The sequence below is a fragment of the Arthrobacter psychrolactophilus genome, assembly GCF_003219795.1.
GTDB lineage: Bacteria > Actinomycetota > Actinomycetes > Actinomycetales > Micrococcaceae > Specibacter > Specibacter psychrolactophilus.
In genome coordinates this window covers 1-12,699 of sequence record NZ_QJVC01000029.1, presented here as the reverse complement: position 1 = coordinate 12,699, position 12,699 = coordinate 1, and the positions used below count along the sequence as shown (strand labels likewise).

At 56.2% G+C, this 12,699-nt stretch carries 10 protein-coding genes and 1 pseudogene; 7 read left to right on the top strand and 4 right to left on the bottom strand.

Annotation, left to right across the window (positions count from 1 at the left end):
• Positions 1 to 77 precede the first annotated feature (77 nt).
• Positions 78 to 368: a transposase gene (locus CVS30_RS17180; protein ID WP_110486780.1), complete on the top strand. Its 291-nt coding sequence runs from the start codon at positions 78 to 80 to the stop codon at positions 366 to 368.
• Positions 323 to 1,276, top strand: a complete 954-nt coding sequence (locus CVS30_RS17175) for an IS3 family transposase (RefSeq protein WP_181419856.1) — start codon at positions 323 to 325, stop codon at positions 1,274 to 1,276. Before CVS30_RS17180 ends, CVS30_RS17175 begins: the two co-directional genes overlap by 46 nt.
• Before the next feature lie 78 nt (positions 1,277 to 1,354).
• On the opposite strand, the pseudogene CVS30_RS17170 reads toward CVS30_RS17175, so the two are convergent.
• Positions 1,355 to 1,792 (bottom strand): annotated as a pseudogene (locus tag CVS30_RS17170) (low temperature requirement protein A); the annotation flags it as partial.
• A gap of 338 nt (positions 1,793 to 2,130) precedes the next feature.
• Here CVS30_RS17170 and CVS30_RS17160 point away from each other — a divergent pair.
• Complete coding sequence (locus CVS30_RS17160; protein WP_110486777.1) at positions 2,131 to 2,781, top strand: TetR/AcrR family transcriptional regulator; 651 nt, start codon at positions 2,131 to 2,133, stop codon at positions 2,779 to 2,781.
• Positions 2,782 to 2,790: 9 nt separating this feature from the next.
• Complete coding sequence (ybaK, locus tag CVS30_RS17155; protein ID WP_110486776.1) at positions 2,791 to 3,288, top strand: Cys-tRNA(Pro) deacylase; 498 nt, start codon at positions 2,791 to 2,793, stop codon at positions 3,286 to 3,288.
• A 329-nt stretch (positions 3,289 to 3,617) separates the two neighbouring features.
• Here the strand turns inward: ybaK and CVS30_RS17150 are convergent, their stop codons facing one another.
• The gene (locus CVS30_RS17150) at positions 3,618 to 4,022 is read right to left on the bottom strand and encodes a nuclear transport factor 2 family protein (protein ID WP_110486775.1); all 405 of its coding nucleotides are present in this window, start codon (positions 4,020 to 4,022) and stop codon (positions 3,618 to 3,620) included.
• A 97-nt stretch (positions 4,023 to 4,119) separates the two neighbouring features.
• Here CVS30_RS17150 and CVS30_RS17145 point away from each other — a divergent pair, with 97 nt between their 5' ends.
• Positions 4,120 to 4,686: a TetR/AcrR family transcriptional regulator gene (locus CVS30_RS17145; RefSeq protein WP_220033949.1), complete on the top strand. Its 567-nt coding sequence runs from the start codon at positions 4,120 to 4,122 to the stop codon at positions 4,684 to 4,686.
• Positions 4,687 to 4,993: 307 nt separating this feature from the next.
• Complete coding sequence (locus CVS30_RS17140) at positions 4,994 to 5,269, top strand: hypothetical protein (protein ID WP_146233440.1); 276 nt, start codon at positions 4,994 to 4,996, stop codon at positions 5,267 to 5,269.
• Positions 5,270 to 5,794: 525 nt separating this feature from the next.
• On the opposite strand, the gene mgtE is transcribed toward CVS30_RS17140, so the two are convergent.
• Positions 5,795 to 7,153, bottom strand: a complete 1,359-nt coding sequence (gene mgtE / locus CVS30_RS17135; protein WP_110486773.1) for a magnesium transporter — start codon at positions 7,151 to 7,153, stop codon at positions 5,795 to 5,797.
• A gap of 770 nt (positions 7,154 to 7,923) precedes the next feature.
• Here mgtE and CVS30_RS17130 point away from each other — a divergent pair.
• The gene (locus tag CVS30_RS17130) at positions 7,924 to 8,976 is read left to right on the top strand and encodes a PDDEXK nuclease domain-containing protein (RefSeq protein ID WP_110486772.1); all 1,053 of its coding nucleotides are present in this window, start codon (positions 7,924 to 7,926) and stop codon (positions 8,974 to 8,976) included.
• 934 nt (positions 8,977 to 9,910) lie between these two features.
• Here CVS30_RS17130 and CVS30_RS17120 read toward each other — a convergent pair.
• Positions 9,911 to 11,974 (bottom strand): hypothetical protein, encoded by a 2,064-nt coding sequence (locus CVS30_RS17120; RefSeq protein ID WP_110486770.1) that lies wholly within the window; start codon positions 11,972 to 11,974, stop codon positions 9,911 to 9,913.
• Between the last annotated feature and the right edge of the window lie 725 nt (positions 11,975 to 12,699).

The following is a 12,699-nucleotide window of genomic DNA, read 5'->3' as shown; positions in this document are numbered from 1 at the left end:
CCTATTCAATCGATTATTGAATTTCGATCCTTGAGGTGTACTAATGATGTGAGACAGTTCCTGAAAGGATTGTTCACATGTCTTCTCGACCAACCTACTCTGATGAGTTCAAGGCCGACGCCGTCGCGTTAGCTGAATCTTCTGGCCGCCCGCTAGCTCTGGTGGCTGCCGAACTCGGCATCTCATTGACCGCTCTCAAACGCTGGGTCAAACTCTCTCGCGAAGGTCAAAGCGGTGAGGACAAGAAGCCGGATCAACCGGTGGATGCTACGAAATACAAGGCCTTGGAGGCCCGGCTTCGTGAAGTAGAACGGGAGAACGAATTCCTAAAAAAAGTTTCAGCGTTCTTCGCCAAGGAGCAACGGTAGATGATACCTACCGCTTTGTTCAACAGGAGGAGAACGCTGGAGAAAAAGTTGCCTGGATGTGCCGGCAACTGGACGTGCCCAGGTCCTCCTACTACCGCTGGCGGGACGCCACCGACACGCCCACAACCATCCGCCACAGGGAGCTGACCGATCAAGTGAAGACGATGTTCGATTCTTCCGACGAGATCTTTGGCCACCGCATGGTTCACACCAAACTAACCGCCGACGGGGTGGCTGTTTCCGTGGGAACCGTGGCCACGATCATGGCTGAAAACGGGTGGCAAGCCAGACGGATGCGCGCCTTCAAACGCACCACCAACCCCGGGGATCCAGACAAGGTTTTCAAGGATCTCATCGGCCGTGACTTCACCGCAGAAACCCCGGGCACCCGCCTGGTCGGAGACATCACGTACCTGCGAACCGGCGAAGGATGGCTGTATCTGGCCACCGTCATTGACCTGTGCACCCGCATGATCGTCGGCTGGGCCATGGCCGATCACATGCGCGCATCCCTGTGTATCAGTGCCCTGGAAATGGCCAGAGACAAAGGCCATCTGCAAGCAAACGGAATTTTTCACAGCGACCATGGAGCGCAATATACGTCCCGTGAACTGGGGACTTGGTGTACCGGAAATAATATTCGCCAGTCGATGGGATTAGCCGGCGTTTGCGACAACGCCCTCGCCGAGACAGTCAATGGCTACTACAAAGCCGAACTCGTGCGGGGACCTGCGAAAAGTGGACCTTGGAAAACGATTGATGATCTCGAGCTCGCGACACTCGGCTGGGTGCATTGGCACAACACGCCGCGCCTCCACAGCTACATCGGTGACGTGCCGCCCGCAGAGTTCGAGCAAGCGTTCTATGCTGGAATTACCAGCGCCAAAGAACTGGTCGAAATCAAATGAGCTGAGTCTCCAACAAAGCCAGGGCGCTTCAGGCATCTAAATAGGATGGCCCGTGTTCGTTTCTTAGCGCTTGGGTCTTCACTGCCTGGCCGCGGTGGCAGTGCCTGCTTCGCCGTCCCAGCTCCTGCGTGCTTTGTTTGGGCCGCCATGATCGAGCAGTGCGACAGCGATAAGCACCATGACGAGCATTGCGCCGATCAGCAAAGCGAGCAGGGAATTACCGAGCAGTCCGATCGCCACGCACGCAGTGACTGCTGCCAGTCGGCTGTAGCCGAGAGTGTTTGTCGCGCGCAGTTGCAGAGCGAGTTGGGTGAAGAGGAAGACGACCGGTCCGGCGACGATCAGTACGTGTCCGTAGGTGTAGATGTCGCGTGCACGGCCTGTGCGGCTCTCTTCATTTAGTAGGGAACGTTCGCTGACTTCCCGGGTGGAACTGAAGTACAGCCACCAGAGCGCTGCCGTTCCGGCAAAGGCGCTGATGAATGCAGCTACGGCACATGTGTGCATTTCATGTTTGGCGGTGGTGGCCCGGTGAGGATGATCGTCTCACTGAGGGCGGCGATGACGAAGAGCCCGAACCTCTCGGCGAAGTGAACGCCTTCAGGTCGTGTTCCTTTCCCGGCTTGGCCTTGGCGTCCCAAAGTACGCTCACGTATCCATCGGATGTTGCTGTCATGGGAAGTCTCTTTCATTGGGTGTGAAGTGAAGCGGTAACAATGTCCTTGGCTGGCAATCACAGCACTACCGTTGCAGCTATTAGCTGTAACTAAACTGAACGAGTTGAATGTTCATGGCTTCTATCCGTTACAGTCAAGTTGCGTAAAGAAATAAAATGGCTTCAGGAAGGGAGGGGAATGTCGGATAAGAGAATTCCGGAACAGGCCCCCACGGGCGGCGGTGGGCGTCCACGCGATCCGGCCATCGAAGAGGCGATCATCAACTCAACGCGCATGCTGCTTGCGACGAAGGGCTACTCCTCGATGACCCTCGGAGACATCGTCGAGGACGCCGGCGTAACACGCCCGACCCTGTATCGGCGCTGGCCCAGCAAGTACGAGCTGGTGATTGACGCCCTGCAGCAGGGGTTGCGAAAACAACGAGAAGCGTACCCGCCACTAGACCTGGAACAGCTGGGGCCGCGGGAAGCGATGATCGAGGCAGTGCGCCGCCTCGATCCGCGGTACCACAACCCCCGCGCAATGACACTTCACGGCAACTTCATGGCCGAAGCAGAGCGCGAACCGAGTCTGCTTGCCCAGATGCGCGAACACGGAAACCAGCCGCGCTGCGGGGAACTCTCCGAAGTGCTCATCGAGCTCCAACGCGGGGGCGCAATACGTCAGGATGTGGACCTAGACATGATCGTTAGCCTCTGCTTTGGGAGCTACTTTGCCGACTTCAACCGTTACGGAGGTACTGTTCCAGCCGACTTCGCCGAGCGTGTCGTCGCAACCCTATGGCCCGCCATCGCCGGAATTTCCGCAGACGCGCACCCGGCGCCATAGGACTGCAGCATGGCAAAGAAGACATATCCGGGCACCCCGGCAACAGTTGCCCTTACTGCCGCCGGGGTGCCTTTTACCGCCCACAGCTACCACCACGACCCCGCCATCACGAACTATGGCGCGGAAGCCGCCGATAGCCTAGGTATCAACCCCGCCAAGATCTTCAAAACACTACTGGCCGAGGTGGGCGGTTCCTTGGCGGTGGCCATTGTCCCCGTCAGCGGCACCCTGGACCTCAAGGCCCTGGCGCATTCCCTAGGACACAAAAAGGCGGCCATGGCCGACCCGGGGCTAGCGCAGCGCCGCACAGGCTATGTACTCGGTGGCATTTCGCCCCTGGGGCAACGCCAGCCCTCCCCCACAGTCCTTGATGACTCCGCACTGGACCACTCCACCATCCTGGTCTCCGGTGGCAGACGCGGCTTTGACCTGGAACTGGACCCGCGGGACCTGATTAAACTGACACGGGCCATCACCTCACCCATCGGCACCCGGGCCCACACCTAAATTCCCAAGCCGGGGCCAGGCATTGATCACGGGCTCATCAAGGACAAGCGCCAGGACATGCTTGCGGTTCCAAGACATATCAGCGGCCCCTAAGACCGCGTTTTCATCCCCAAAAATCGTGCCATCTGAGCCAAGCCAATGCAGTCATTGCCGTCAGTCTAGGCATACACTTCATTGTTCCAATGTGTGACTTCGAAGGAGCGGGGGACACTGCCTCTGACTGGATGGAAGTTGTCCGGTGGCGTGGTCATCTGCATGGATTGTTGCGATGCCGGGCATCACCTGCCGGGTGGGTTTACTCCTTGTTGGATGTACTGGAGCATAAGCACCTACGCTGTGAACGCTGCCGCTGTTGCCGCGGTGTCCTCATAAAGGTGCATGCGAATGATCTTGCCCCCCGTTATGGTCAGACGCATCGCGACGTCGGTATGGAATGGGCGACCAGTGGGAGCAGCGACATGGTCGAACACGCCGAAGATCACCACATCATCGCCGTCAGCGACGATTGTCTCAAGTGTGATCACACTCTTGCCTGGTACTAGCGCCCCCCACAAGGCGCGGAAGTAGTCCGGGACCTCGCTCTTTCGCGTACGCTTGCCCACCCAATGGGCCACTGCGGGTGAGCCAGGCACGAACCAGTCGATTTCCTCGGCGAACAGTTCTCCCAGTCCCTCAGCGTCCTGCGCGTCGAGCCGCTCCAGGAATGCGTTCGTCATCTCTGTGGTGGTGGTCATTTGGTCCCTCATTTCTAGCGGCAATCTAAAATCACCGTTCTGTAGTAGTCGTTATAGAACAGTAGCACATATATAGTGACCGTTATACAATGGAAGCATGGGACGACCAAGAAGTTTCGATCGGGATGCCGCCCTGGATAAGGCCATGCGCCTGTTCTGGGAGCGCGGTTACGAGCTGACCTCCATCAACGACCTCACCCGAGAGCTCGGCATTTCAGCCCCCAGCCTCTACGCGGCGTTCGGGGATAAGCAGGCATTGTTTGATGAGGCCGTCGCACGTTATGAGGCCAGCCCGCAATCAGTGACCACGGCCGGAAAAGCTGGGACAAGCCAGCGCGAGGTGCTCCGGGCGATGTTCGACCGCGCGGTGCAGGAGTACGCGAGCACGGCGCATCCGCGGGGATGCCTGGTCAATAGCGAGCCGAAGCTGGAGGCCAACCGCACCCAAAACTGCGCGATCACCGCAGCCCGGCTGCGGGAAGTCGCTGAAAGCGCCGAGATGAACAACGACGCGGACACTCTGGCCGCCTTCGCCCAAGTGATGCTTGTGGGACTGTCGTCCTACGCCCGGGACGGCGCCAACAAAGAACAACTCCAACGTGTGGCAGAGTTGGCCCTATGCGTCATGGGGTCGCCGCAGCAAACGGAAAAAATCGTACCGTAAGGGTGAGTTGAGCCAAGTGGCCGCTGGACTACAGCTCGCCAATGGAAGCCATCCAGAGCCCGTCCGTAACGGGAACCTCCTGCGGGGCACATGATTTTCAGTCGACGGTGCGTTGTTGCGACGACCGGTTGAATACGGCGATCGGCGAAATCCTATTGGCCGCCCATGGGCACTTTCTCGTGGCCGCTAACAACGGAGAACTCACAGCTCAAAAGAGGGGTCGAGAGGTTCTAGTAACGGCTACGGGTGTTAGATTGCTTGTACCGGGACCAGCTTCAAGGTCCCGTACAGCTATTGGGGGGCAAGAATGAAAAAACACCTGAACCGTTCAATGATCTTGGTCGGTGCGTCACTGGCAGCATTAACACTGTTCCTAGCACCAGCATCAGCGGCCCCGGTGCCCTCCGACTCAAAAAGCTTTCCAGGTACGCTGGTGAATTCTCCCCAGCGTGTTGTCGATATCGAAGAAGCAACCAAAAACCTGACACCCGAAGACCGGGCAAAAGTTCTCTCGGGAGAACCGATAATCATTACCGTCAATGCTCATACCGGCATGGTGGAGTCCATCGAACCACTTCCCTAACAACGTGGGAACTAGCCAAAAAATGGTTCTTTAGCGCTAATCACTCTATTCAACCCGTCCTATCTCAAGCGTCTCACTTCTCTCAAGTGTCTCACTTCCAAGGAACTGGGACACTCCCCCACTGAGACACTGACAACTTCGTTGAGCAGTTTTCCAGTGCCCTATGAGGAATGTCGAGCCAGACATGTGGCCTAGTCGGTTTCCGTGACGATATATCATTCTGAAAACTGGCAGCTACATCTCTCTTCTAGGGCGCTGGGCCGCTTTCCTTGCGGCTTGTTGGGAATCTGTTGTTAGGATGCTTTGGCTATGGGTAGCTCGTCCCGGTGGGGCGTAAGTCGGTGAGCATGATCCCGGCGCTAGAGTTGGTTTCCCTTGTTACCGCGGTGCCCCCGGGGCTGAGATTTAGAGAATGCTTTCAGTCCTCAGTGAGAGGGATTGGCATCAAAGGCTGGTGAAAATCCCGATCAGTTTTTCTACGAATGACGTTGCAACAGTGCCACGATCTGGGGGAGGTCTGCTGTTTCAGATGCCTAGCACCGAAGAGGCGACGAGGAAATAGATGACCAAACCCGTGGCGTCCACGAACGTGGAGATAAAGGGGTTGGAAAATACCGCTGGATCCACTTTGAGGGTCTTTCCCAGCAGGGGCATAAGTCCGCCCACACTGGCCGCCATGGTGCACACTCCCAGCAGTGTCAAGCCAATAACCAATCCCAGGGGAATGGTAAAGATCGCTGCAGCAACGGCAAACCCAAGCAGACCCAGCAACAATCCCAACAAGGCGCCGACCTGAACCTCACGAGCGAACACCTTGACCACATCCCGGGGGCGAACATCACCCAGCGCCAATGCGCGCGTGATGGTGGTAGCCGCTTGATTCCCGGTATTGCCCCCGGTCCCGATCAGCAACGGAATAAACAATGAAAGCACCACCTGCTCGGCCAAAGTCGCTTCAAACGCCCCCATGACCTGCACCGTCAAGGTCGCCCCCAGGGCAAGGACAAGCAACCACACCACCCGGGCCTGGACAATGCTTCGCACCGGAGTGGACAGATAGGGCCGTCTAAGCGGCTCGCTGCCACCGGCGCGGGCAGCATCCTCGCTCTCGGCATCCTCCAGTATCCGCAGCGCGTCGTCCACGGTAAGAATGCCCACCAACCTGTTCTCGGCATCAACAATGGGCAGGGCCAACGCTTTCGCGTCCGCGCAGTAGCGGGCCGCTTCCTCCACATCCTGCATCGCCGGCACCGCCAACGGCTCCTTCGCAAAGTCCGCTACAAGTTCCGACTCCCCAACCCGCAACACATCGCGCAGTGACACCATACCCACCAGATGACGCCCACCATCGGTGACAGGTATGGTGTAAATACTCTCAGCATCATCAATTCCCGCCCGCACCCTGGCCATGGTCTGCCCCGCCGTCAAATGTGGATGGGTGGTGACGAATTCCGGGCTCATGTACCGCCCCACAGCACCTTGCGGATAGCCAAGAACAGTGCTGGTCAGCGCCCTTTCCTTATCCGTAAGACCCAAAATAAGCCTACTGGCCAGCACTGCTGGCAGCTCATCCATCAAAATCACCCTGTCATCAGGACTCAAAGCCGCGAAGATGTCCGCCACTTCGGCGTCCTGCAATCCCTCAATCAAATCCGCCTGGAGGCGCGCGTCAAGACGCTCAAAGACCTCAATGGCCCGCCCCTTAGGCAAGGTTCGGTAAGCCAGGGCCCTGTCAATGGTGGTGAGACGCTCAAGCTGTTCAAGCGTTTCGGCAACATCCAGCAATGAGAGGACCCGCACAACATCGGGAAGACTGTTCTTAGCCAAGGCCTGACCGAGAAGATCCGCAGTGGCGTCAAAGGTAAGTGTTGAGGACTTGCTCATGGGTAAATTCCCTACCGTGGGGTGCACATTCAACGGAGTAACAAAGCGCCACGTGCCATGAAAAGGGTTTGGTGTGCTCGCGTATCAACGCAACCGCAAAGGCCCTTGTCAAGGAGGGAACTGCGGCGGACCTTAAGTCATCACCGCGAAGCTTAGAAAGCGTGAAAAGAAATTCCCTGAAGACACAGGTGGAACCCGTGCGGTCCGGTAGATCGACTATCTCCGTCAGCCATACGGCAACTCACCTCCTTTTCCCCTAAATACCTTCGCCTGACAATCGAACGCCTTACACGTCCGTTGCCCGCCTATTCCATAATATCCAGCTCTCATCCAACGCTCACACCGTCAAGACCAGTGAAGAACGAATACCCGGACCAATAACTCCACCAAAACGCCCAGCCCACAATATTAACAGTCACGAGCTACACAACGGATAACACCACGCACCGACCTTGGAACCACCCAAGCAACGACCCGCTTCCAAGGAACGATTCTGCCCCGGCTTTCATTGACTCCGGAGTGTCCCATTTCCAAGGGACCGGGACACCTCCCCAGTGAGACACAGACGGACACGAAGCATTCCGGGCTCTGCGTAATACGACCATCCCAAAAGTTACTGTCAAAAGTAGCTGCCGCTGTCCGCATGCAGGTGTAACTTTCGGTATGGTGCAGAGCTGAATATCGGATACGCCCCGGTATTGATGATTTGTCCAGACAGTGTCTGGACAACTACGGACTCTCCCATTGGATCGGCGCACTAGGGTGGATTCATGACCACGCTTGAGCCGGACTTCCCGGCAGACTACGTCGCTGCCCTCACTACTTTGAAAAGTCTCGTGCGGGATGCTCAAGGGCGGGCGCAGCGCGTGGTCAATACCGCCATGATCGAGCTGTACTGGAACATCGGGCAGACCATTCTTACCCGGCAGGTTGCCGAGCCTTGGGGAAATAAGGTACTTGATCGACTTGCACGCGATCTGCGGGCAGAGTTCCCGCACATGAAAGGCTTTTCGCGAACGAATGTCTATCACATGCGTGCCTTCGCGGCAGCCTGGAATGGCCCGGAGCCAATTGTCCAGACACCGTCTGGACAATTGAGTTGGAGTCACAACGTCGTGCTCTTGAACAAGCTCGATGACCAAGCGTTGCGCCAATGGTACGCCGCAAGGGCTGTCGGGCATGGCTGGTCTGTCGCCGTCCTGGAACACCAGATCCTCACCAGCCTCCACAGCAGGACAGGTTCGGCTCCGAACAACCTTGAAGCGAGACTGCCCGGAGAAGGCACCGACCTGGCACGGGCTGTTGCCAAGGACCCTTTGATATTTGATTTCCTCGGTCTCACTGAAGAAGCCCAGGAACATGCCATGGAAGAGGCCATGACGCTGCGGATGGCGCAGACGCTGGCCGAGTTTGGTCCTGGGTTTGCCTTCGTTGGTCGTCAGTACCACCTCGACGTCGACGGAGATGACTTCTACATCGATCTACTGCTGTACCACATACCTTCTGACCGCTACGTAGTCGTGGAACTCAAAGCCGGCAAGTTCAAACCAGAACACCTAGGCCAGCTCAATTTCTACGTCGCAGCAGTCAACGACATGCTCCGACTCCCCCGGCAAGCCCCGACTGTCGGGATTCTCGTATGTGGTTCCAAAAATGAGCGCACCGTGCGCTATGCACTCGATGGTTCCTCACAGCCCCTAACCGTCACGTCCTACACCTATGACACTCTTCCTGCTGACGAGCAAGCCACCCTGCCATCCCCCGAAGCAATCACCGCAGCCCTCGAGCAAGATCACGAGGACGCCACAGGCCACCAACGATGAAATAGGCAGCACAGAACATCTTGCAGGTTCTTATAACGCATGGGATTCGAGGCACATAGGTTATGAGACAGTTTGGTAGTTCCTAGACCTCTAAATCACGAACTTTAGGTGGTCATAGTTCGCGAGCTGTCCCATTTGCAAGCTCCTTGTTCAAGCAATCGTCGCGGGCAGGCGGATTTGACCTTGCAAATGCAGTCAGTGACGATTCACTGGGAACCATTAGGTCTCCCAACGGCGGACACAGTGTTGTCCAATCGTCCTCATATTTCAGGGTTAGAGTCTGAGCATCGGGCTCTCGCTGATAGCCAATTTTTCCTTATCAGATAGCTCCCTAAACCAGCTTGGCTGATCAGTCGATACCAGCGTGATTTTACTGGTTAGTTCTCGTGTCAGAAATTTTAAGGCTCTGAAGATGGGTTTGTGTGCGACGCTCTCAGCGACTTGTACCGCATATGCCTTTTCGCGCTTCTCGTTCCGGTGTCGCTCCTCAGCCAGTGGAAGCATCTCGACAGGCGTCCAGATGGGATACGACGACGCGATATAGAACAGTCCACCGGGGGGAGGATTAAAGAATGACCTCACGTCCTCCGCTGTGCAGATGACGACTTGATGCATAGCTCGGTCTCGGACATGTCGGAGACCAAGTAGGACACTACCGTCTGTGTCATGGTTGCGTCGGCTCTTGTAGTCAGTACTGCCTTTCTCCAGCTGTTCATCTATGGCGCATAGCCAGTGCAGTGCTTCAGTGGCCGCTACGGCACAACTCAGAAGGTGTTTGCGGCGGGTAGCGTCAAGTGTCCTCCAAGCAGCACCCGTCAAACCCCGATGGGCTAATGCCATAGCCTCCGGGCGGTCCTTAACTCCCATATGAAACTTCCTATTTCTACAAAGCACATCACACATAGTGGGCTTCCTACTGGGTGTCAGGCCTCCCCTACCTCAAGCTCTCGGTAGATCCAACGTGAGTGTTTAGGAGGCCATCAGCCTCGGCTGAGTCATATCCCGCAATTACCAGTTGGCGGCGGCCGCCAACTTTTGCAAGATTGTTTTCCAAATTCACGAGGGCTGCACCCGTTCGAGGCAAGAAGGTCGCCACAAAGCACGCTACGGTAATCAGTGCGAGAAAAGACCCCGAAAACTCCGACGAACGAAGTATCAGCACAACCGCTAGGGCAGCACAGGCGAGTATTAGTGCTCGCCCGGTCCATGTGAGAACTTTCGTCAATCGACGAGCTACCTTTTTAGAATGGGCAATAATTCGAGCAATCTTGGCATGCTCATCATCCTCTTTCTGGCGCAGTTGACTTCCCAACGCGTCTATTTCCGCTTCACGTTCTGTGGCGATGTCTTCGGCTCGTTGCCGCGCATCAACCTGGTTCATCCAGTCCGCTGACGTATGAGTGGCGACAGCTTCTGATTCAGCAAGTTGGGACTTGAGCTGCCCAACTTGAGTGAGAAGTGGATCAGCAATTGTGTCATGGACGCGCTCCAGCACCGCTGCAGGAAGATCTCTCTCGACTGCAGTTTCCTCACCCAGAGACTCCAACATAAGGGCTTCCCGACCTAGGCGAGTGGAACGAAGCACCATGGCATCATCCGGCGAAAAGGTGCCAATTTTCTCGAGTCGCTCAACCTCATCGACATACTTGCTCCAAAATGTCGGAGAGGGTTGCATTCCGACATATGCGCTGGCTAGTACCATCTCCCTCGGTACATCCGGGGCCAAGGCTGGGCTCCTCACCCAAAGGATGCTCGCCACCGCCTCCGCTGTAACTGCCAATGGAAACGATGATTCGTCGTGAAAGTCTCGCGCTCCTCTGACAAGATTTGAATTTGACGTCATCAGCACTGCGACGCACTTCTCGAATGTTCGTGACCGGTCCCCTCTTCTGAGGCGATGCACCGCCGATAAGGAATGCACATCATTTACTCGAGCGGCATCCTGAAAATAATGCACGGTACTTTCAATCTTCTCTTCAAGTTTTCTTTCATCGAGCCCGTAGTCCGAGTATCCACCTGGACGATCGAGTATTCTGATCCCAGCCGCTTCAAGGTCTTCCTCAAGTCGTTGCCGATGAAGTGCCAAATCTGATGGAGAGGCACCTGTCTCTGCGAAATGTAGATAGCCTGAACTCGTCATTCGAGAGGCACTTCCTCGGCGTAATCCCCCCTCAATGGCCTCAAGAATGCCGTCCAGCTCGGACATGCAATGCCTGAATATACCCAGTACGGCGCCTTGCCTTTTTGCCATCTGGAGAACATGCTCCATTGAACGATGCTGATCGGGCCCGTGGTATCCGAGGGCATCCATTACCAGAGGTGTGTCAAGTGCAATCGTCAGTTGAGCCAAAGACTCGTGCATGCTTGACGTGTCCAGTTCGAGAACGGAAGCCAACATGGCTCCCTTTGCAGCTTCAACCACATAGGTAAAACGAGACTGGTCGTTCTTGGCTAGGTGGGTTACGAACGCGGAAACAATGTACTGAATTCCAGTTGCGCCGGATTCAATTGCCGAGCTCCGTCCAAGACTATTTCCAAGTAGCGGCACTGCTTGCTTGTCAAAGAACTCTGCGAGGTGTGCCCCTAGATCACCAGTTGTAAGGTCAGTATGCTCAGGATGGTGAGTGCCGATATATTCGGCAAGTTGTGAGACCAGTTCAGCTTGCCGCCGCTGGTACTGTGCCACCTCCGAAGCTAAATCAGGGAGTTCAGCTAGTGCTTTCGGAGTGAGTCTTACAGCGCCTGTACCTACCAGCTCCGTCAACCCACCCCTATTGGTTCGCTTAAGCAGGCGGGGAATCACCAGAGACGGGATATTCAGCCCGAACATCTCGTTGATGAGTTTTGCAACGACTTCACGCTCTACGATCGTGCTTTTCGCATTCGCAATGGCCGAGAGTACGAAAGGGGTGAAATTGTCCAAGTAAGCGGGGGCTTGAGCGTCGTAGTTGGCTCGGAGGATGGCGTAACCAACTAAAGCGCTACCGGGTGTGGGCAATGATACTCCAAGGCATTGGGTGCTGATGTGACTTCGCTAACTAAGGGTATCGCGCCAATAGACGAAGACTGCGCTTGGGTTAATTGATGGGTTAGATAGGTGGTCTGCCCAACTAAAAAGTCGTTCGCTCATTGTCTCTTAACCCTAGGGAAATGGGCCGTCTCGACGGCTCGATATCCGGGCAGCGAGAACAGCAAGATTTTCCCTGACGTGTGCGAGTTCAATCACGGTGGGCGATTCTCGTAACTATGTCTCGCAACCTTTTAGCCGAAGCTGTGCATCCACTGTTAGTTATGAGACACCTCTGTACAGCCCTGGCGACGCTGAACTGAGACGCCGTGTATACATCCACGACAGCACTCCGCGAACCGGCCCCAGGCGGGTCTCCTGACCGCCGGGGTTGTAGCGCGCTGCAGTGGCTGACGGTGGGTGGTTCCTTTGCCTGACGATGTGGCATGGTCAGCCGGGATAACGTCAATGGACGTCTCGGGAAGGGCCAAACCCGATACGGGCCGGGGATCAATTTAATGAGTTTTTAATGAGCTTTGCCAGAATGGCGCAGCTCGAGGCCACTCCCCGAAAGCAAAGCCGCAGGTCAGCGGGACCACCCCACCCTCTATGGGCAATTCAAACCGACGACCGTTATGTGGCTCTTCCGAATCCAGAGTGTAGTCAGCGCTGCCGGGTGTGAAGTCCGGGGCGGGGAGCTTGGTTCGGTGTAGGTG